At 68.4% G+C, this 19,257-nt stretch carries 19 protein-coding genes; 6 read left to right on the plus strand and 13 right to left on the minus strand.

From position 1 onward, the window contains the following. Positions 1-35: 35 nt before the first annotated feature. From AB0N22_RS06800 to AB0N22_RS06815, 4 genes are all read right to left on the minus strand, one after another. A complete protein-coding gene (locus AB0N22_RS06800; RefSeq protein WP_364637446.1) occupies positions 36-1,337 on the minus strand; it encodes a M50 family metallopeptidase in 1,302 nt (433 codons plus the stop codon). Beyond that, a complete protein-coding gene (dxr, locus tag AB0N22_RS06805) occupies positions 1,334-2,536 on the minus strand; it encodes a 1-deoxy-D-xylulose-5-phosphate reductoisomerase (RefSeq protein ID WP_364637448.1) in 1,203 nt (400 codons plus the stop codon). The genes AB0N22_RS06800 and dxr overlap by 4 nt, the downstream gene beginning before the upstream one ends. 154 nt (positions 2,537-2,690) lie before the next feature. After that, entirely contained in the window at positions 2,691-3,479 is a 789-nt protein-coding gene (locus AB0N22_RS06810) for an ABC transporter permease (protein ID WP_364637450.1), read from the minus strand. Next, positions 3,476-4,390: an ATP-binding cassette domain-containing protein gene (locus tag AB0N22_RS06815; protein WP_364637452.1), complete on the minus strand. Its 915-nt coding sequence runs from the start codon at positions 4,388-4,390 to the stop codon at positions 3,476-3,478. The genes AB0N22_RS06810 and AB0N22_RS06815 overlap by 4 nt, the downstream gene beginning before the upstream one ends. Positions 4,391-4,520: 130 nt before the next feature. Between AB0N22_RS06815 and AB0N22_RS06820 the strand changes: the two genes are divergently transcribed. From AB0N22_RS06820 to AB0N22_RS06830, 3 genes are all read left to right on the plus strand, one after another. After that, entirely contained in the window at positions 4,521-5,678 is a 1,158-nt protein-coding gene (locus AB0N22_RS06820) for a histidine kinase (protein ID WP_364637454.1), read from the plus strand. Between the two features lie 16 nt (positions 5,679-5,694). Then, positions 5,695-6,351 (plus strand): response regulator transcription factor, encoded by a 657-nt coding sequence (locus AB0N22_RS06825; protein ID WP_364637456.1) that lies wholly within the window; start codon positions 5,695-5,697, stop codon positions 6,349-6,351. 67 nt (positions 6,352-6,418) lie between these two features. Then, positions 6,419-6,598 carry a hypothetical protein gene (locus AB0N22_RS06830; RefSeq protein WP_364637458.1) on the plus strand — a complete coding sequence of 60 codons (180 nt, stop codon included), beginning with the start codon at positions 6,419-6,421 and terminating at the stop codon, positions 6,596-6,598. Between the two features lie 19 nt (positions 6,599-6,617). Here the strand turns inward: AB0N22_RS06830 and AB0N22_RS06835 are convergent, their stop codons facing one another. The 3 genes from AB0N22_RS06835 to AB0N22_RS06845 all read right to left on the minus strand — a co-directional run bounded on the left by AB0N22_RS06835 (position 6,618) and on the right by AB0N22_RS06845 (position 9,853). Next, positions 6,618-6,983 carry a histone-like nucleoid-structuring protein Lsr2 gene (locus tag AB0N22_RS06835; protein ID WP_364637460.1) on the minus strand — a complete coding sequence of 122 codons (366 nt, stop codon included), beginning with the start codon at positions 6,981-6,983 and terminating at the stop codon, positions 6,618-6,620. 83 nt (positions 6,984-7,066) lie between these two features. Further along, the gene (locus AB0N22_RS06840) at positions 7,067-8,398 is read right to left on the minus strand and encodes an NAD(P)/FAD-dependent oxidoreductase (protein ID WP_364637462.1); all 1,332 of its coding nucleotides are present in this window, start codon (positions 8,396-8,398) and stop codon (positions 7,067-7,069) included. Positions 8,399-8,416: 18 nt separating this feature from the next. Further along, positions 8,417-9,853, minus strand: coding sequence for a gamma-aminobutyraldehyde dehydrogenase (locus AB0N22_RS06845; RefSeq protein WP_364637464.1), 1,437 nt, complete (start codon positions 9,851-9,853; stop codon positions 8,417-8,419). Positions 9,854-9,964: 111 nt separating this feature from the next. Here AB0N22_RS06845 and AB0N22_RS06850 point away from each other — a divergent pair, with 111 nt between their 5' ends. Beyond that, positions 9,965-11,371 (plus strand): aspartate aminotransferase family protein, encoded by a 1,407-nt coding sequence (locus AB0N22_RS06850; protein WP_364637466.1) that lies wholly within the window; start codon positions 9,965-9,967, stop codon positions 11,369-11,371. A 58-nt stretch (positions 11,372-11,429) separates the two neighbouring features. Here the strand turns inward: AB0N22_RS06850 and AB0N22_RS06855 are convergent, their stop codons facing one another. From AB0N22_RS06855 to AB0N22_RS06870, 4 genes are read right to left on the minus strand one after another with little or no spacing between them, the layout of a single operon-like run. Beyond that, the gene (locus tag AB0N22_RS06855; protein WP_364637468.1) at positions 11,430-12,254 is read right to left on the minus strand and encodes an ABC transporter permease; all 825 of its coding nucleotides are present in this window, start codon (positions 12,252-12,254) and stop codon (positions 11,430-11,432) included. After that, positions 12,251-13,177 (minus strand): ABC transporter permease, encoded by a 927-nt coding sequence (locus AB0N22_RS06860; RefSeq protein WP_364637470.1) that lies wholly within the window; start codon positions 13,175-13,177, stop codon positions 12,251-12,253. Before AB0N22_RS06860 ends, AB0N22_RS06855 begins: the two co-directional genes overlap by 4 nt. Further along, positions 13,178-14,317, minus strand: coding sequence for an ABC transporter ATP-binding protein (locus AB0N22_RS06865; protein ID WP_364637472.1), 1,140 nt, complete (start codon positions 14,315-14,317; stop codon positions 13,178-13,180). Next, positions 14,310-15,470, minus strand: a complete 1,161-nt coding sequence (locus AB0N22_RS06870; RefSeq protein WP_364637474.1) for a spermidine/putrescine ABC transporter substrate-binding protein — start codon at positions 15,468-15,470, stop codon at positions 14,310-14,312. Before AB0N22_RS06870 ends, AB0N22_RS06865 begins: the two co-directional genes overlap by 8 nt. 158 nt (positions 15,471-15,628) lie before the next feature. Between AB0N22_RS06870 and AB0N22_RS06875 the strand changes: the two genes are divergently transcribed. Then, the gene (locus AB0N22_RS06875) at positions 15,629-16,105 is read left to right on the plus strand and encodes an Lrp/AsnC family transcriptional regulator (protein WP_364637476.1); all 477 of its coding nucleotides are present in this window, start codon (positions 15,629-15,631) and stop codon (positions 16,103-16,105) included. A gap of 102 nt (positions 16,106-16,207) precedes the next feature. On the opposite strand, the gene AB0N22_RS06880 is transcribed toward AB0N22_RS06875, so the two are convergent. Together AB0N22_RS06880 and AB0N22_RS06885 are read right to left on the minus strand one after the other, a co-directional pair. Beyond that, positions 16,208-16,666 carry an AMP-binding protein gene (locus AB0N22_RS06880; RefSeq protein ID WP_364637478.1) on the minus strand — a complete coding sequence of 153 codons (459 nt, stop codon included), beginning with the start codon at positions 16,664-16,666 and terminating at the stop codon, positions 16,208-16,210. After that, the gene (locus tag AB0N22_RS06885) at positions 16,666-17,385 is read right to left on the minus strand and encodes an enoyl-CoA hydratase (RefSeq protein WP_364637480.1); all 720 of its coding nucleotides are present in this window, start codon (positions 17,383-17,385) and stop codon (positions 16,666-16,668) included. The genes AB0N22_RS06880 and AB0N22_RS06885 overlap by 1 nt, the downstream gene beginning before the upstream one ends. A gap of 116 nt (positions 17,386-17,501) precedes the next feature. Between AB0N22_RS06885 and AB0N22_RS06890 the strand changes: the two genes are divergently transcribed. Continuing rightward, complete coding sequence (locus AB0N22_RS06890) at positions 17,502-19,238, plus strand: TIGR03767 family metallophosphoesterase (RefSeq protein WP_364637482.1); 1,737 nt, start codon at positions 17,502-17,504, stop codon at positions 19,236-19,238. The last annotated feature ends 19 nt before the right edge of the window (positions 19,239-19,257 follow it).

Raw genomic sequence — 19,257 nt, forward strand, 5'->3', positions numbered from 1 at the left:
GGCACGAGCGGTTCCGTGGGGTGAGGTCATGGTGGTCAGCTCAGCTTCACGGGGTTGACGATGTCGGCGTAGATCAGGATCACACTCATCAGCATAAGGAGGGCACCCACGGCGTAGGCGACGGGCAACATCTTCGCGACGTCGACGTAGCCGGGGTCGGGCCGGCCCCGCACCTTCGCGACGCCACGCCGCAGGGCCTCGTAGAGCGCGCCGGCGATGTGGCCGCCGTCGAGCGGCAGCAGCGGGATGAAGTTGAAGACGGCGAGGAACAGGTTGAGGCCAGCGAGCAGCACCAGGATGCGCTGGACGCGCTCGGACCAGGTCGGGTCGTCGACCGTCACCAGGTCGCCGGCGACACGGCTCGCGCCGACGACGCTGATGGGTCCCTCGGGATCGCGATCGGCACCGAACGCGGCCTTGGTGACGTCGACCATGCGCTGCGGCAGGTGCGCGATCGCCACGGCGGTGTCCTTGACGTACGTGCCCATGGTCGAGAAGACGTAGCCCGGACCCTGACGCTGCATCTCCTCGGTCGCGATCACCCCGAGGAAGCCGACGTTGACGGTCTTGGTCGGATCGTCCACGTCTGCACGCGCCAGCACCGACGTCGCGACCTCGACCTCGCGCTCGCGACCGTCTCGCTCGAAGCCGATCGTCGCCTCACGGGACCCGTTGGCACGGATCAGCTCGGTGAGGTCGTCCCACGAGGAGATCTCCTGGCCGTTGAACGAGGTGATGCGGTCACCGGCGAGGAGGCCCGCCTTCTTGGCCGGCGTGACGGGATCGTCGGCCCGGCAGGTACGACCGGCCTCGGCGTCGCTGATCGCGCAGTCGGACACCGCCTGCACCGTCGTCGTGGGCTTCATCGCCCCGAAGCCCATGAAGACGATGGCGAACAGTGCGGCGGCGATCAGGATGTTGACCGTCGGCCCTCCGGCCATGACGATGAGCTTCTGCCACCACGGCTTGCGGTAGAAGAGCCGGTCGAGGTCCTTGTCCTCGACGTGCTCGTACTCGGCGCTGCGGGCGTCGGAGATGAGCTGCGTGAACAGCCCGGTGTTGGTCTTGCGCACCTCGTGCGGGTCGGCGTCCTTGGCCGGCGGCAGCATGCCGACGAGCTTCACGTAGCCGCCCAGCGGGATCGACTTGATGCCGTACTCGGTCTCGCCCCGTTTGACCGACCACAGGGTGTTGCCGAAGCCGACGAAGAACTGCGTGACCTTGATGCCGAACTTCTTGGCGGGGTACATGTGGCCCAGCTCGTGCAGCCCGATCGAGACCGCCACGCCGATGATGAACGCGACGACACCCAAGGCGTAGATCACTGCGTCGTTCATCGTCTCTCCACCAGCTCCGCGGCCCGGGTGCGGGCCCATGCATCGGCGCCGAGCACGCCATCGAGGGTCAGGTCCTGGCGGGCCACGTCCGGGTCGCCGAGATGCTCGTCGAGGACCACGCCCACCGTGTCCACTATGCCGAGGAAGTCCAAGTGCCCGCCGACGAACGCGTCGACGCACACCTCGTTGGCGGCGTTGAACACGGCCGGCCCCGTACGTCCGAAGGTGCCTGCCTTGCGCGCGAGGCTGACGGCAGGAAAGGCCTCGTCGTCAAGCGGGAAGAACTCCCAAGTCGCTGGTTGCGTCCAGTCACAGCCGGCGGCGACCTCGGGCACGCGGTCGGGCCACGCCAGGCCGAGCGCGATGGGGAGCTTCATGTCCGGCGGCGACGCCTGGACCATCGTGGCCCCGTCGACGAACTCGACCATCGAGTGCACGATCGAGGGCGGGTGCACGACGACGTCGATGTGGTCGAAGCCGATGTCGAACAGCAGGTTGGCCTCGATGACCTCGAGGCCCTTGTTGACCAGGGTCGCCGAGTTGATCGTGATGACCGGTCCCATGTCCCACGTCGGGTGCGCCATGGCCTGCTCGGGCGTGACGTCGGTGAGCTCGGCGCGCGTACGCCCGCGGAACGGGCCACCACTCGCGGTGACGATGAGGCGGCGGACCTCGTCGCGCCGCTCCCCCCGCATGGCTTGGGCGAGCGCAGAATGCTCGGAGTCGACGGGCACCAGCTGCCCGGGCTTGGCGGCGCCGATCACGAGCTCGCCGCCGATGATCAGCGACTCCTTGTTGGCCAGGGCCAAGGTCGTCCCGGTCTCGAGCGCCGCGAGGGTCGGCAGCAGACCGACGGCTCCCGTCATGCCGTTGAGGACCACGTCGCAGTCGATCCGGGCGATGTCGACGGCGGCGTCGGGGCCCGCGAGCAGCCGCGGGACGCGGTGGTCACCGTGGGCGTACCCCTGCCGCTGCGCCTCGGCGTAGAGCGCCAGCTGGACGTCCTCGGCCGCGCTGGCCCGGGCGACCGCCACGAGCGGCACGTCGTGCGCGATCGCCTGCTCGGCGAGCAGCCGCGGGTTGGCGCCACCGGCAGCCAGTGCCACGACCTCGAACCGATCGGGGTTGGCGGCGACGACCTCGAGGGCCTGGGTCCCGATGGACCCCGTTGAGCCGAGAATGGCGACACGCTTGCGCATGCCGCCCATTCTCCCTGATGGCCCACCGCTGACCTACGGCGCCGGACGTGCAGGATGGCGACCCCCTCGCGGGAGTCGCCATCCTGGGTGTGCCCCGGGGCGGCGGCAGACGAGGGATGTCCTGTCGCCGCGCCCCCTCCGCCCCGGGAGCCTGCTACTTGACCTCGGACCTGAGTACGGACCAGACGCCGATCGTCAGCGGGATGACCAGCCAGATCAGGCCGGAGACACCCAGCTGGGCGTACTGCTCACCATTGTCGAATCCGCCGTCGAACAGCGGGGTCTGGGCCGCACCGAAATCGATCCACAGGTGGATGTCCTTGAACCAGTCGACCAGCTCGGCGAGGATGCCGAAGATCGTCGGCAGGACGAACGAGTAGACGAAGTACGCCACGATCGCGCCGGGGGTGTTGCGGATCAGCACTCCGAGCATGAAGCCGACCAAGAGGCCAAGGACGTTGCCGAGGATGATCAGCAGCAGGTCCCCGATCGAGACGTCCCACACGATGTCCACGCCATTGAGGAGCGAACCCACGACGTTGCCGATGGCTCCGATGGCGAAGGCGAGGATCATGGAGACAACGCCGACGATGACCGCCGCGATCGCCTTGGACAAGATGACCTGACCGCGATTGGGCGCCAGGGTGAACGTGATGAGTCCCGTGCGCTGACTCCACTCGCCGGTGACTGCCAGGATGGCGACGATCGGGAGCAGGATCGCCATCGGGAAGCCGACAGCCGATCCGAACACGGCGAACTCGAGATTCTCGTTCGGAACGAAAAGGATGCAGCCGATCGTGGCGAGCGCCGCGACGATGGCGATGCTCATCATGAGCCAGAAGCCCGAACGGGTGTCGAACATCTTGCGCAGCTCCACCCTGACGAGCCGGCTCATGGGCACTCCGGGCCGGTTGGTGTCGATGGCGATTGCGGTGGCGCTCATGCCTGGGCTCCTTCGGGTGTGTTCTTCTCACGCTGGGTGTCGGAGGTGAGCTCGAGGAACATCTCCTCGAGGCCTGCGCCTTCGGCGGGCCTCAGCTCGATCAGGGCGACGCCGGCAGACGCAGCGGCCTTGCCGACCTGCTCGGGCGTGGACTCCGTTCGCAGTCCGCCGTCGCCGGACGGAGAGGCCGTGATGCCCGCGGTGGTCAGCGCATTCGCCAGCGCCGACATGTCACCGGCCTTGACGAACGTGCCCGCGGTCTGCAGGAGCTCGGCCTTGGTGCCCTGCGCCACGATGCGACCATTGCCGATGACGATGATCTCGTCGGCGATGACCTCGATCTCGTGCAGCAGGTGCGACGACAGCAGCACGGTGCCGCCACGGTTGGCGTACTCGCGCAGCAGGCTGCGCATCCAGTGGATGCCGGCGGGGTCGAGCCCGTTGGCGGGCTCGTCGAGGATCAGGATCTTGGGATCGCCGAGGAGCGCGTTCGCGATGCCGAGGCGCTGGCGCATGCCGAGGGAGTAGTTCTTCACCCGGCGCTTCGACTCCTCGGACGTGAGGCTGACGAGCTGGAGCATCTCGTCGACGCGGGACATCGGCAGGCCCATCGTCAGGGCGCTGAGTGTGAGGATCTCGCGCCCGGTTCGGCCGGCGTGCTGGGCGGATGCGTCGAGCAGGACACCGACCTGCGTGCCGGGGTTGGGAATGTCGGAGTAGTGAACCCCACTGACGAGGGCGGCACCGGAGCTGGCCGGAGTCAGTCCCGCCATGATGCGCATCGTGGTCGACTTGCCGGCGCCGTTCGGACCGAGGAAACCGGTGACCGCTCCGGGCCTGCACTCGAACGAGACGTTGTCGACGGCTTTGAAGCCGCCATACGACTTGGTGAGTCCTTCAACTGTGATCATGACACCGAGTCTGCCCTGCCGTCGGCGTCCGGTCATCGGCCCAGCGGTCACGATCCGATAGCCGAAAGTATGAGGCCGCCCCGGCCCTTCGGCCGTCGTGTGAGGGGCGGATCCGCCCTAGCCTTGGTACGTGCAGGCCATCGACAACCAGCCCCGGCTCCGCTGGTGGAGCCATGCCTGGCGCTACGCGCTCATGCTGGCGGTCTCGGGGCTCGCGTGGTTCGAGGTGGCGAAGTGGCAGTGGGAGAACCACCGGTGGTGGTTCTGGACCGATCTCGGGCTGGGACTCGCGGGCCTGGTGATCGTCGCGTGGCGTCGCCGGTTCCCGCTGGCCGTTGCCACCGTCCTCAACGCCACGTCCTTCGTGTCGTGGACGTCCGCAGGTCCGGCGACCCTGGCACTGGTCTCCCTGGCCACCCGCCGTCGGTGGCGCGAGATCCTCCCCGTCGGACTCCTGGCGCTGGTCGCCGGGTTCGTGCTGGAGAGCTACAACCCGATCAACAGCGACACCCTCGCCTTCACGGTTCCGTTCATCCTGGCGATCGTCGCCGTGACCGTCGGCTGGGGCATGTACATCGGTTCGCGCCGGGAGCTGCTCGCCACGTTGCACGAGCGCGCCCGGTCGGCAGAGGCCGAGCAGGCAGCGCGAGTCACCCAGGCACGCACGGCCGAGCGCGGGCGCATCGCCCGCGAGATGCACGACGTGCTGGCTCACCGCATCTCGCTCGTCACGATGCACGCGGGCGCGCTGACGTACCGCGAGGACCTCACGGCCGAGGAGATGCGGGCGACGGCCGGCGTGATCCAGGAGGCCTCGCACCAGGCGCTCGTCGAGCTGCGCGACGTCCTGGGCCTGCTCCGCGACGACACCGGCGACGCGAGCCCCGAGCGGCCGCAGCCCTCTGCGGCCGACCTGCCGGCGCTCCTCGCCGAGGCTGCGGGGACCGGCATGCGCATCCAGACCGATGAGCTCGTCGAGCTCGACGGCATCCCCGACACGATCGGTCGGACCCTCTACCGGATCGTGCAGGAGAGCCTGACGAACGCCCGCAAGCACGCGCCCAACACCTTGATCACGGTGCTGGTGACGGGCAGTCCCTCCGCGGGTCTGCTGGTCCAGGTCACCAACCCCCTCGAGGTCGGCACGGTCGGCGCCGACGCACCCGAGTCCGGGCTCGGCCTGATCGGATTGGCCGAGCGTGCGGCCCTCGTCGGGGGCCGCATGACGCACCGCATCACCCCTGGGCGCGAGTTCCTCGTCGAGGCGTGGCTACCGTGGCCCGCATGAGCTCGGAACCGGCGCCATGACCACACGAGTGCTGTTGGTCGACGACGACCCCCTCGTCAGGGCCGGGCTGGCACTGATCCTCGGCGGGTCGGACACCATCACGGTCGTCGGCGAGGCCGCCGACGGGCAGCTGGCTGTCGACGCGGTGCGAGCCGGTGGCATCGACGTCGTGCTGATGGACATCCGCATGCCGGTGCTCGACGGCATCGCGGCGACGTCCGGGATCCTCGCCCTCGCCGACCCCCCGAAGGTCATCGTGCTGACGACCTTCGACGCCGACGAGTACGTCGTACGGGCTCTGGCGGCCGGCGCCAACGGCTTCCTGCTCAAGGACACGCCACCGGCGGAGATCGTGGCAGCGATCGGGAAGGTCGTCGCCGGCGAGCCGATGCTCTCGCCGACGATCACGCAGCAGCTCATCCGCCAGGTGACCGACGCGGCGCCCGACCAGCAGAGCGACGTGTTGGCGAGGTCGCGGGTGGCCGGTCTCACGGACCGCGAGCGAGAGGTCGCGATCGCCGTGGGTGCCGGTTCGTCGAACGCGGAGATCGCCGCAGAGCTTCACATGAGCGTTGCCACCGTCAAGGCGCACATCTCGCACATCTTCACCAAGCTCGACGTGACCAACCGCGTGCAGGTGGCCATCGCGATGCACGACGCCGGGCTGCTCTGACCTTCCGGCCCACGGGTGAACCGTGCCTCCCGGGGTACGACTCGTCCACCAACCGAGAGGACGACCCATGAGCCAGATGTCCCCCGACCCGGCCGAGGACGACCCGACGCAGCCCCCGGCAGATCCCACGGCACCGACGGCGCCCACCAGCACCGAGAACGCCGAGGGCGAGCCCACTCCCACCAGCCCTGATCGGGTCGGCGAGAAGATCCACTCCGATCACGATCCGGCCGAACCACCGGACTGAGACCTCCGCAGCGCGTCGGTCAGGAGTGAGCCGCGTTGAACGCCTCGATGACCTTCGACGGCGCCCGCCGGTTGTCGCTGACCTGGTGGCCGTTGGCCCGAGCCCACTCACGCAGGTCCTGGATCGTGTAGCCGTCCCGGATCGTGACTCCTGAGCTGCCGCCACGGCGACGCGACGGTCCGAAGTCGCGGACCTCGTCGGCGCCGTCCAGCAGGTTCCGCAGGAAGTCGTCGACGGCCTTCTTCGACTCGTCCGAGAGGTAGAGGTCGTACGTCCGACCGTTGATCCGGTAGCGCTCCGGCGGGGTGTCGGGATGCAGCTCCTTGCCGTCGTAGTCGTCGATCACCGTGACGATCGGCTCAGGGACGATCTCGCGCTTGGGCATGCGGGCTCCTTCGGCTGGACGCGGTCAGGATAGTGCAGGCGGGGCAGGTAGTGCGGTGTCGTGCTCGAGCCGCCGCGATCTGCTCAGCCCGTCGTCCACGCCTGCTCGATCGGGATGTCGCGCTGCAGGACGTTGACCGCGGCCCGGTGGCCCGACGCCATGGCGGCGGTCACGGTCGCCGGGTCGTCCGTCCAGGTGGCCTCGCCGGCGAGGTGCAGGACCCCGCCGACCGGTGTGGCCAGGTCGTCGTGGTCCGCGGTCGTCGACCCCACCGCCATGTACGCGTACGAGCCGCGTGCGAAGCGGTCACCCTGCCAGTCGGTCACCTGCACCTCGACCGGCTCCTCGACCCGGTCACCGTAGAGCCGCCGCAGCTGCGCGAGCACCGACTCCACGACCCGCGAGCTCTCCCACCCGCGCGTGGCGACCGCCGCGGGGCCGGCCGCGAACGTCAGCAGGGTCGGGACGCCATGCAACGAGGTGAGGTCGTACCAGGAGTGCCACCACGCGGCCTCGGGCCCCTGTTGCCGCACGACGTAGACACCCTCGTCCCAGAACCGGGTCCGGAACCGCAGGAAGACCTTCTCGAAGGCGTTCATCCGGAGCCGGCTCAGGGCGCCGGCGACGGGCTCGGGCAGCGGGGGCTCGATGACGAGGTCGGGACTGCGCAGCACCCCGACCGGCACCGTGAGGATGACGGACTGCGCCGACATCTCGCTCGTACCGACGGTGACGACCACACCGTTGGAGCTCCATCGCACGTGCGACACGACGTGTCCGAGGCGGACGTCCAGGCCCGCCGCAAGCCCTTTGGGCAGGCGGTCGTACCCGTCTGGGAACACCACCTCGTCGCCGTCGATCACGTCGTCGTCGAGTCCGTGCGCCGCGAGGTCCTCGCTCGCCACGCCGTACTGCTCCTCCGAACGGTGCCGGAGGTACTCACGCACCCGCTGGGCGCGGTCGTCGTCCCACCCGGTCGACGCGAGGACGTCCTCGGTGACCTCGGCGTACGACGCCTCGGCAGCGGAGGCCGCGATGACGTCAGGCAGGAGCGCGTCGACCGCATGGATGTCGTCCACGAATCCTCGGGCCTCGGCGTCCGACAGGCGCTGGCCGTACGGGCCGTAGTAGGCGATCGGTCGGCCGTCCGGCTGGTAGCCACCGACCGTGAACTCCTGCATCCGCATCCCGAACGCCGCCGCAGCGGCGGCGACGGGACTGCCGGTGATCCCATGGATCCACGACGCACCGAGGTCCGTGGCGCGTCCGTCCCGCCGCTCGGTCCACACGCGGCCGCCGATACGGTCGCGGGCCTCCAGCACGACCACTCGCCGGCCCGCCCGCGACAGCAGCCGGGCCGCCGTCAGCCCAGCCACCCCGGCACCGACCACGATCGTGTCGTGCTGCTCCGCCATCACCTCTCCCCGGCCCGGCTAGGCGTCCAGGTTGGTCATGACGTGCTTGATGCGGGTGTAGTCCTCGAGGCCGTACATCGACAGGTCCTTGCCGTAGCCGGAGTGCTTGAAGCCGCCGTGGGGCATCTCGGCGACGATCGGGATGTGGGTGTTGATCCACACGCACCCGAAGTCGAGCCGCCGGGACACCCGCATCGCCCGCCCGTGGTCCTTGGTCCACACCGACGACGACAGGCCGTACTTGACCCCGTTGGCCCAGCGCACCGCCTCGTCCTCGTCGCTGAACTGCTGCACCGTGATGACCGGGCCGAAGATCTCGTCCTGGCTCGCGTGGTCGTTCTGCTGCAGCCCTGACAGGACCGTCGGCTCGAAGAAGTAGCCGTCGCCGAGGGCGTCGACCCGGGACCCGCCGGTCTCGAGCGTCGCGTGGTCCGGCAGCGAGTCGATGAACTCCTTGACGTGCGCGAGCTGGTTGGCGTTGTTGACCGGGCCGAGGTCGACGTCGTCGTCGGGCATGCCGACGCGGGTGGCGCGAGCCGCCTCGGTCAGCGCAGCGGTGAAGTCGCCGGCGATCCTGGGGTGGACCAGCACCCGGGTCGCCGCCGTGCAGTCCTGACCTGCGTTGAAGTAGCCGGCACCGGCGATGGCCTCTGCTGCGGCCGCGAGATCGGCGTCGTCGAAGACCACGACCGGAGCCTTGCCGCCGAGCTCGAGGTGGGGCTTCTTGAGGTCTGCCGCTGCGGCAGCGGCGACCTCCATGCCGGCTCGCACCGAACCGGTGATCGCGACCATCTGCGGCGTCGGGTGGGTCACGAGCGCGCGGCCCGTGTCGCGATCGCCGCAGACCACGTTCAACACACCGGGCGGGAGGAACTCCTGCGCGATCTCCGCCAGCAGGGTCGTCGACGCGGGCGTGGTGTCGCTGGGCTTGAGCACGATCGTGTTGCCCGCGGCCAGCGCCGGCGCGATCTTCCAGATCGCCATGACGAAGGGATAGTTCCACGGCGTCACCTGGGCCACGACGCCGATGGGCTCGCGGCGGATCATCGAGGTGTGCCCCCGCAGGTACTCCCCCGCCGACTTTCCCTCGAGCACGCGCGCCGCGCCGGCGTAGAACGTCATCGCGTCGAGCGCCTGGCCGAGGATCTCCTCGGTCATCGTCAGCGCCTTGGGCTTGCCGGTGTCGCGCGACTCCACGTCGACGATCTCCTGCGCCCGCTCCTCGATGGCGCGCGCGAGCTGGTGCAGCATCTTCGAGCGCTCGTACGGTGTGGTGTCCCGCCAGGTCTCGAAGGCCGTGGCGGCAGCGCCGAACGCCTGGTCGACGTCCTCCGCCCCGGACAGCGGCGCCGAGGCGTACACCCGCCCGGTCGAGGGGTCGATCACCTCGTACGTCGTCCCGCTCGCCGCGGGGACGAGCTCCCCGTTGATGACGTTCATGAAGGTCCGATCCATGACTCCATCCAACCCCACCTCGTCGCGAGAGGCAACGGAATCCGAATCAAATGACAGATCGTACGACTGATTCCCTTGTCATACGGGGGCGCCTCTTGCGAAGATGGCGACATGAACTACAGCGACGAGGACTACGACCGGCTCCAGAAGGCGGGCAAGCGCCACCTCTGGATGCACTTCTCCCGGCACGGCAGCTACGACGAGTCCCACGACATCCCGATCATCACCAAGGGCGACGGGATGTACATCTGGGACGCCAAGGGGCGCAAGTACCTCGACGGGCTCGCGGGACTGTTCGTCGTCCAGGCCGGGCACGGCCGAGAAGAGCTCGCCGAGGCGGCCGCCAAGCAGGCCGGTGAGCTGGAGTTCTTCCCCCTCTGGACCTTCGCCCATCCCACGGCGATCCAGCTCGCCGAGCGCGTCGCCTCGTACGCTCCCGGCGACCTGAACCGGGTGTTCTTCACCACGGGTGGCGGTGAGGCCGTCGAGACGGCCTGGAAGGCCGCCAAGCAGTACTTCAAGCTGACCGGCAAGCCGCTCAAGACCAAGGTCATCAGCCGCCAGATCGCCTACCACGGCACCCCCCACGGTGCGCTGTCCATCACGGGCATCCCCGCGCTCAAGCAGATGTTCGAGCCGCTGGTGCCCTCCACGGTCCACGTGCCCAACACCAACTTCTACCGCGCGCCCGACTACGCCGTCGGCGACTCCGCCGACTCGGACAAGCAGCTGCAGGCGTTCAGCGACTGGGCCGCCGACCAGATCGAGGACGCGATCATCGCCGAGGGCCCCGACACCGTCGCCGCGGTGTTCCTCGAGCCTGTGCAGAACGCCGGCGGATGCTTCCCGCCCCCGCCTGGCTACTTCCAGCGGGTGCGCGAGATCTGCGACCGGCACGACGTGCTGCTGGTGTCGGACGAGGTCATCTGCGCGTTCGGCCGCCTCGGCGAGATGTTCGGCGCCACGCGGTACGACTACGTGCCTGACATGATCACGTGCGCCAAGGGCCTGACGTCGGGCTACTCCCCCCTCGGCGCGATGATCGCGACCGATCGCGTCATGGAGCCGTTCCTGCAGGGCGACAACAGCTTCGCCCACGGCTACACGTTCGGCGGGCACCCCGTGTCGACCGCCGTCGCGATGGCGAACCTCGACATCTTCGAGCGCGAGAAGCTCAACGAGAACGTCCGCACGAACGAGGGCGCGTTCCGGTCGACGCTCGAGAAGCTGCTCGACCTCGACATCGTCGGCGACGTCCGCGGTGACGGGTTCTTCTACGGCATCGAGCTGGTCAAGGACAAGACCACCAAGGAGACGTTCGACGACGACGAGTCCGAGCGCCTGCTGCGCGGGTTCTTGTCCAAGGCGCTGTTCGAGAACGGTCTCTACTGCCGCGCCGACGACCGCGGCGACCCGGTCATCCAGCTCTCGCCGCCGATCATCGCGGACCAGAGCCACTTCGACGAGATGGAGCAGATCCTGCGATCGGTGCTGACCGAGGCACAGAGCCACCTCTGATCCATGCACGCGAAAGGCCCCCACCGCACCGCGGTGGGGGCCTTTGCATGCCTGGTGCCTAGCGCGCCAGCGCCTTCTCCTGCCGGCGGCGGACGATCTCGTTGCCGACCACGATCACGATCGCGACGACGAACATCAGGGTGCCGATCACGTTGACCTGCATCGGCACGCCGCGCTGCGCGGCACCCCAGACGTACATGGGGAAGGTGACGGACTGGCCGGCGTTGAGGTTGGTGATGATGAAGTCGTCGAACGACAGCGAGAAGCTCAGCAGCGCCGCTGCCACGATGCCCGGCAGCACCAGCGGGAACGTGACCCGCCAGAAGGTCTGGGACTCGGTCGCATACAGATCCATCGCGGCCTGCTCGAGGTTGTCGTCGAGGCCGCCGAGACGCGCCTTGACCGTCACGATCACGAACGACAGGCAGAACATGATGTGGGCGATCAGGATCGTCACGAAGCCCAGCGTGCCGGCGAACCCCGAGGACACGAAGAGCGCGAGCAGCGACGAGCCCATGACGATCTCTGGCGAGGCCATCGGGAGGAAGATGATCAGGTTGGCGGCCGACCGGCCCTTGAACCGGTGGCGGACCAACGCGAACGCGGCGAGCGTGCCGAGGATCGTCGCGCCGAGCGTCGCTGCGGCGGCGATACCCACGCTCAAGGCCACCGAGGAGCACAGGTCGTTGGGCCCGCAGACGTTGGTGTAGTTGTCGGTCGTGAACGCCCGGAAGCGGTAGACGTTGCGCGACGTGCTGCCGTCGTTGAACGACATGAGCGCCACGACCGCGATCGGGATGAAGGTGTAGGCCAGGACCAGCAGGCCCAGGCCGAGCACGAGATGGTCGGCCACCCAGCGGCGCACCGCGCGCAGGCCGGTCATACGAGGTCCTCCGTCCCTGACGTGCGTACCCAGACCAGGACCAGCGCGACGATGATGGCCATGAGCATGACCGAGAGGGCGCCGGCCGCGGCGTAGTCGCCGATGTCGAACAGCGACTGGATCGAGTTGCCCACCATGCGCTCGTTGGGGCTGCCCAGCAGCTCGGCGTTGATGAAGTCGCCCGCGGCCGGGATGAACGTGAGCAGCGTGCCGGCGACGACGCCGGGCAGCGACAGCGGCCAGGTGACCTTGAAGAACCCCTTGGCCGGAGAGGCGTAGAGGTCGCTGGACGCCTCGATCAGGCGGACGTCGATCTTCTCCAGGCTGGCGTAGAGCGGCAGCACCATGAACGGCAGGAAGTTGTAGGTCAGCCCGGCGATCACGGCGAACGGCGTCTGGAGGAGCCGCTCGCCGTCGACGAGCTGCAGGAGCTGCAGGAGGTCGATCAGGTGGGTCTGCCGGGCGAAGTCGACCACGAAGCCGTCATCGGCGAGGATCAGCTTCCACGACAACGTGCGCAGCAGGAAGCTGGTGAAGAACGGCGCGATCACCAGGACCAGCATGAGGTTCTTGTAGCGGCCGGCCTTGAACGCGATGGCATAGGCCAGGACGTAGCCGATCACCAGGCACACCAGCGTCGCGATGCCGGCATAGAGCAGAGACCGGCCCAGCTCCTGCTTGTACTGGCCGAATGCGTCGGCGAAGTTCTGGACGTGGCCCGTGACCTGGTAGCCGGTCTCGATCGAGCCGGTGGGGTCGTAGAGGCTGGTCGAGATCAGCGTGAAGAACGGGACGACGAAGAACAGCGCCAGCCACAGTGCGGCCGGCAAGATCAGCCAGTAACCGGTGAGCCGGCGACCTCGGCGCGTCGTGCTGCCCCCGGGATGCGGGTCGACGGGAGCGACCCCGGCGGTCGAGGTCACCTAGCCCTCCTCGATCCCGGCGTGCGCGTCCTGGCTCGCGTCGAGCAGGAACGCGTGCTCGGGCCGCCACGACACGTCGACTTTGGTGCCGACCGCGAGCATCCGGCGTGCTCCGGTGTTCTGCTCGAACACCATGAGCGTCTGGCCCCACGGCATCCGCACCATGTACTGCGTGCTGACGCCCACGAAGCTGACGTCGGTGACGTGCCCGCCGGTGATGACCTCACCGGGCGCGTCCAGGCGCTCGCCGGTCTCGGCGATCAGGACCTTCTCGGGCCGGATGCCCAGCCAGCCGCGGCCGGACTCCGCGTGCGAGCGGTCCCCCGGCACCGAGGCGAGGGCGCCCTGCACGTCGACGACGACGCGGTCGCCCTCGCGTCCCTTGATCTCGCCCTCGATGAGGTTGGACTGGCCGAGGAAGTTGGCGACGAACGTGGTGCGCGGGTTCTCGTAGAGATCGGCCGGCGAGCCCATCTGCTCGATCACCCCGTGGTTCATGACCGCGATGGTGTCGGCCATCGTCATGGCCTCCTCCTGGTCGTGCGTGACGTGCACGAAGGTCAGGCCCACCTCGGTCTGGATGCGCTTGAGCTCGATCTGCATGCCGCGGCGCAGCTTGAGGTCGAGCGCGCCGAGCGGCTCGTCGAGCAGCAGCACGTCGGGCTTGTTGATCAGGGCGCGGGCCAGCGCGACACGCTGCTGCTGCCCGCCGGACATCTGGGCCGGCTTCTTGTGCGCCTGCGACGACAGCTCGACCAGGTCGAGCATGTCGGCCACCTGCTGCTTGACGTCCTTGACGCCGCGGCGCTGCAGGCCGAACGCGACGTTGCGCGAGATGTCGAGGTGCGGGAACAGGGCGTAGTTCTGGAACACCGTGTTGACCGGACGCCGGTAGGGCTTGTCGTACGTGATGTCCCGGTCGCCGAGGTGGATCGTGCCGGACGTCGGGGTCTCGAGCCCGGCGACCATCCGCAGCGTCGTGGTCTTGCCGCACCCCGACGGGCCCAGCAGGGCGAAGAACGAACCCTGGGGGACCTCGAGGTCCAGCGAGTCGACCGCCGTGAACGCCGAGAACTCCTTGGTCAGTGCGGTCAGTCGCAGGGGGCGGGAGCCGTCGGACGGCTCGGCGACCTCAGCCACCGATGACCTTCTGGAAGTCGTTGTTGTAGGTGCGCTCCTTCTTGGCGTCCAGCGCCATGAAGTTGTGCGTGACGTCGAGCGTCTTGGCGGTCGGGAAGATCAGCTCGTTGTCGACCAGGTCAGGATCGATCTTCTCCATGGCCTCCTTGGCACCCTTGACGGGGCAGATGTAGTACACGTACGCGGCCAGCTTGGCGGCGACCTCGGGCTGGTAGTAGTAGTCGATCCACTTCTCGGCGTTGTCCTGGTGGGTCGCGAGGTTGGGGACCAGCATGTTGTCGGCCCAGATCATGTGGCCCTCTTCAGGCGTGACGAACACGATGTTCTCGTCCTCGGCCGCGGCGACGTCGCCGGACCATGCCTCGCACGCGACGACGTTGCCCGAGGCGAGGTCCTGGATGTACTCGTTGCCGGTGAAGGCCCGGACCTGGCCATCGCTCCGCGCCTTCGCGACCTTGTCGAGCGCGGCCTGCCACTCGTCGTCGCTGAAGTCGGCCGGGTCGGCGCCGTTGCTGAGCAGGGTGAGGCCCATGGTGTCGTTCATCTCGGTGAGCAGCGAGATGCGGCCCTTGAGGTCCGACCGGGTCAGAAGCTCCTCGAACGACCGGACCTCCTTGACCTTGGCCTTGTTGTAGGCGATCCCGGTCAGGCCGCTCTGCCACGGTGCGGAGTACTCACGCTTCTTGTCCCAGCCGACGTTGGCCAGGCTGTCGATGATGTTGGCGTCGAGGTTGGGGACCTTGGACTTGTCGAGCTTCTGGATCCAGCCGGACTGGATCATCCGCGTGGCCATCCAGTCGGTCAGGATGAACATGTCGCGCTTGGTGGTCGAGCACGATCCCAGCTGGTTCTTGACCTTGGCGTAGAAGTCGTTGTTGTCGTTGACGTCGGCGGTGTAGTCCACCTTGATGCCGGTGTCCTTCTCGAACTGCGTGAGCGTCGAGACGTAGCCGTCCTCGTCCTCGTCGATGTACTCGGGCCAGTTGGAGATCACGAGCTTCTTCTCCGTGCTCGAGACGTCCTTGGCGACGCACTCGTCGGAGTCCTGCTTGCTGCCGGACGTCCCGCAGGCGCCGAGCATGACTGATCCCATCCCCACCGCGGCCACGCCGCCCATCCCCCGTAGCACTGTCCGTCGGTCGAGCTCGGCCATCGAATCCCTCTCTTCTTCCCGTTGGCCACCCATACTCGCAAGATCGAGGCACGACGACAAGGGATTCCGGCGTAAACATCGCGTTTCATTCATGAAAGCGTCGAAATTGAGCGTCAACGCCGGTACGGATTCCGTCGCCGTACGGCACAATGGCGGTCATGACGGAGCGTAGACCGGAGGGTCGGGGGGCCAACCTCGACGACACCGCCAAGCAGATCATCGAGCTGTTGCAGGACGACGGGCGACTGTCCTACTCCGCGATCGCCAAGAAGGTGGGCCTGTCAGAGGCCGCCGTCCGGCATCGCGTGCAGAAGCTGATCGAGGGCGGGGTCATGCAGGTCGTCGCGGTCACCGATCCGATGCAGATGGGTTTCGCCCGGCAGGCCATGATCGGCGTCAAGGTCAACGGCAACGTCCGCCAGGTCGCCGAGAAGCTCTCCGAGATCGACAAGCTCGACTACATCGTCATCACGACGGGCCGCTTCGACATCCTCGCCGAGCTCGTGGCCGAGAGCGATGACGAGCTCCTCGAGATCGTCTCCGAGCAGATCAGCGCTCTCGACCGCGTCGTGACCACCGAGACGTTCGTCTACCTGCGGCTCGAGAAGCAGACGTACGCCTGGGGTGTGCGGTGAGCGGCTTCGCCGCTCCCGCGACTTCGCCGCTCCCGCGACTTCGTCGCGGCCGGGCTTCGCCCGGGCGCTCGTCTCGCTCGCTGGCGCTCGCTCGACCTTTGGTCAGGTGGAGGTGCTGATCGTCCCGCCGGCCTCGAGCGTGCTGAAGATGTCGGGATAGGCCGCACGCATCAGCCCCTCGTAGCCGTCGGGGTCGTTGGCGGGCGCCGGTTCGGGATCGGTGCGCCCGGCCTGGATCAGCAGGTCCCAGGACACCTCGTCGCCATCGGAGTGGAGCACCGGTGGACGGCCCGCGAGCCTGAGGGCGGCATCGTCCTGCGGCACCACGCCGAGACGGGCACAGGCCAGCACCGCCACGACCAGCTCACGGCCTTGCGGGACATCGATCTGCAGCTCCGTGCCCGCAACCATCCCGACGCTCCTGAACGCGCCGGCGACCGACGCAGACTCGTGGAGCAGCTCGGCGTACGACATCGATCCGCGCTCGTCCTGGATCGCCCAGCTGTCCGCCAGCCCGTGGATCACGTGCCGGTCGAGCACACGGTGGATCAAGCTCGCCATCATCGTCCCTCGAACCTCGGCGTACGCTTCTCGGCCCGCGCCGCGGCCCCTTCACGCACGTCCGCGCTGGCCCACACCGCGTCGAAGCTCTCGGCGATCGCGGCGTCGTCGTCGGTCGAACCGTTGAGGATCAGCTTGTTGTGGGCCAGGGTCAAGGGCGCGAAGGCGGCGATCTCGTGCGCCCACGCGACGGCGTCGGCGAGCGTGCCCGGGCGGTCGGCCAGCCCCATCCCGAGCGCGGTGTCGCGGTCGAAGGTCTCGGCGGCCAGCATCAGGCGCCGGGCCGGGCCGGCACCGGCGATCGCCGAGAGGGTGCGGATGGTCCAGGCGTCGACGGCCAGGCCGTTGCGAGCCGTCGGCACGCCGAACTTCGCGGTCTCGTCGGCAACCCTCAGGTCGCACGCGACGGCCAGCTGCGTCCCGGCGCCGATCGCCGGGCCGTTGACCGCGGCGATCAGTGGGACGGGCAGCTTGGCGAGGTGGTGCAGCATCCCGTAGAGGGCGTCGAGGAAGTCAGGACCGTAGACGCCGCCGAGGTCGGCGCCCGAGCAGAACGCGGTGCCCTGGCCGGTGATCACGATGGCGCGCGCTCCCCTGTCGACCGCGTCGTCGACGGCGGTGTGGATCGCGCGGCAGAGCTCGAGGTTGAGGGCGTTGCGGCGGTCCTCGCGCTGGAGCTCGAGGATGGCGACTGGGCCGTCCGTGGTCACGTCGAGCATGCATCTCCTCCGGGTCGCCACCACGGTATCGGGCGTGATCCGCCTCGACAGGGGCCGGGAGGGACCAGTCATATGACTTGTGAGTAACCTCACAGATCCTGACTCGTTGAATGACCATGACGATCTCCCGCCGTGACCTCATCCGCACCGGCGCCGTGGTGGGAGGTGTCGCCGCTGTCGGCTTCGCCCCGGCCAGCGCCAAGGCATCCCCCGCCATCGCCGCTCCGTGGTACACGACCGTGGACACCACGTTCCGGCGTGGCACCCCCGGCGCGGGCGGCTACTGCCCCATCGTGTCGGGCCCGGGCGAGGCGCATGTCGTGCGCACGGATCTCGGCGCCCAGGCCGCGCCCGGACGCGTCGCGACCCGTCAGGCCGTCGTGAGCTTCGCCCACCTCACCGACGTCCACATCATCGACGGCCAGTCGCCGCTGCGGGTGGAGTACGTCGACCGGTTCGAGGACACCTACGACGGACCGAACGTGACGCTCGGTGGGCTGCTCAGCTCGAGCTACCGCCCCCAGGAGATGCTGACGACCCAGACCGCCGATGCCATGGTGCGTGGTGTCAATCGGGTCGGGGTGGGCCCGGTCACCGGTCAGGCGCTGTCCTTCGCGATCCAGACGGGCGACAACGCCGACAACTGCCAGTACAACGAGGTCCGGTGGAACATCGACGTCCTCGACGGCAAGCGCATCACTCCCGACTCCGGGGACACCTGGTCCTACCAAGGCGTCGCCGACAGCACCACCTGGGACCCGCACTACTGGCACCCCGAGGGCCCTCCTGCGGGCCAGGGCGAGGACATCTACACCAAGCGCTTCGGCTTCCCCCGGGTGAAGGGCCTGCTGGCCGCGGCCCGCCGCGCCTTCACGCCCGAGGGTCTCAAGACGCCGCAGGGTGGCAAGCTGCCGTGGTACTCGGTGTTCGGCAACCATGACGGACTGGTCCAGGGCAACTTCCCCACGACCTTGGGGCTCGGCATCGTCGCGACCGGACCGCTCAAGGTCACGAACCTGCCGACCGGCCTGTCGCAGGCCGACGTCCTGACCGCGCTCACCAAGGTCGACCCCGCGGGCCTGCTCGGAGCCGTGGCGCTCAACACCTCGGCCACGCTGGTGGCTCCGGACCTGCGCCGACGCAACCTGACCCGCGGCCAGGTCGTCGACGAGCACTTCAACACGACCGGCACTCCCGTGGGCCACGGCTTCACTGCGGAGAACCGCGCCAAGAACACGGCGTACTACTTCTTCGACAAGGGCGCCGTGCGCTGCATCGTGCTCGACAGCGTCAACCCCAACGGCTACTCCGACGGCTCGATCGACGAGCCGCAGTTCACGTGGCTCAAGCAGGTCCTGGCGGCCTCGACCGGCAAGTACGTCTTCATCTTCAGCCACCACACGGCCGCCACCATGACCAACGGGCTGGTCGCCACCGGTCTGGACCTCGCCCCCCGGGTCCTGGGCGGCCCCGTCGTCGAGGCGCTGCTGGCGCACAAGAACGTCGTCGCCTGGGTCAACGGCCACACGCACCGCAACCAGATCACGCCGCACCGCAGCGCTGACGGCACGAGCGGCTTCTACGAGATCAACACCGCATCGCACGTCGACTTCCCGCAGCAGTCACGCCTGATCGAGCTCGCGGACAACGGCGACGGGACCATCTCGATCTTCACCACGATGGTCGACCACGCAGGCATCACGTCGTACGGAGGATCCCTGGTCGACAACGTGCGCCTCGCCTCGCTGTCGCGCGAGCTGTCGGCCAACGACCCCCAGGAGCGTACGTCGAACAAGACGGGCGCGGATGCTGACCGCAACACCGAGCTGCTCCTCGCCAACCCCCTGGCCTAGCCTCGCAACTCGTGACAAA

The organism is Aeromicrobium sp. NPDC092404 (genome assembly GCF_040684095.1).
GTDB lineage: Bacteria > Actinomycetota > Actinomycetes > Propionibacteriales > Nocardioidaceae > Aeromicrobium.

Excerpts from the sequence above, each read along its gene's own strand:
- AB0N22_RS06840 (WP_364637462.1), bottom strand. The coding sequence starts at position 8,398 with ATGGCGGAGCAGCACGACACGATCGTGGTCGGTGCCGGGGTGGCTGGG.
- AB0N22_RS06890 (WP_364637482.1), top strand. The coding sequence starts at position 17,502 with ATGACGATCTCCCGCCGTGACCTCATCCGCACCGGCGCCGTGGTGGGA.
- AB0N22_RS06875 (WP_364637476.1), top strand. The coding sequence starts at position 15,629 with ATGACGGAGCGTAGACCGGAGGGTCGGGGGGCCAACCTCGACGACACC.
- AB0N22_RS06815 (WP_364637452.1), bottom strand. The coding sequence starts at position 4,390 with ATGATCACAGTTGAAGGACTCACCAAGTCGTATGGCGGCTTCAAAGCC.
- AB0N22_RS06855 (WP_364637468.1), bottom strand. The coding sequence starts at position 12,254 with ATGACCGGCCTGCGCGCGGTGCGCCGCTGGGTGGCCGACCATCTCGTG.
- AB0N22_RS06825 (WP_364637456.1), top strand. The coding sequence starts at position 5,695 with ATGACCACACGAGTGCTGTTGGTCGACGACGACCCCCTCGTCAGGGCC.
- AB0N22_RS06845 (WP_364637464.1), bottom strand. The coding sequence starts at position 9,853 with ATGGATCGGACCTTCATGAACGTCATCAACGGGGAGCTCGTCCCCGCG.
- AB0N22_RS06800 (WP_364637446.1), bottom strand. The coding sequence starts at position 1,337 with ATGAACGACGCAGTGATCTACGCCTTGGGTGTCGTCGCGTTCATCATC.
- AB0N22_RS06870 (WP_364637474.1), bottom strand. The coding sequence starts at position 15,470 with ATGGCCGAGCTCGACCGACGGACAGTGCTACGGGGGATGGGCGGCGTG.
- AB0N22_RS06830 (WP_364637458.1), top strand. The coding sequence starts at position 6,419 with ATGAGCCAGATGTCCCCCGACCCGGCCGAGGACGACCCGACGCAGCCC.
- AB0N22_RS06835 (WP_364637460.1), bottom strand. The coding sequence starts at position 6,983 with ATGCCCAAGCGCGAGATCGTCCCTGAGCCGATCGTCACGGTGATCGAC.
- AB0N22_RS06810 (WP_364637450.1), bottom strand. The coding sequence starts at position 3,479 with ATGAGCGCCACCGCAATCGCCATCGACACCAACCGGCCCGGAGTGCCC.
- AB0N22_RS06850 (WP_364637466.1), top strand. The coding sequence starts at position 9,965 with ATGAACTACAGCGACGAGGACTACGACCGGCTCCAGAAGGCGGGCAAG.
- AB0N22_RS06885 (WP_364637480.1), bottom strand. The coding sequence starts at position 17,385 with ATGCTCGACGTGACCACGGACGGCCCAGTCGCCATCCTCGAGCTCCAG.
- dxr (WP_364637448.1), bottom strand. The coding sequence starts at position 2,536 with ATGCGCAAGCGTGTCGCCATTCTCGGCTCAACGGGGTCCATCGGGACC.
- AB0N22_RS06880 (WP_364637478.1), bottom strand. The coding sequence starts at position 16,666 with ATGGCGAGCTTGATCCACCGTGTGCTCGACCGGCACGTGATCCACGGG.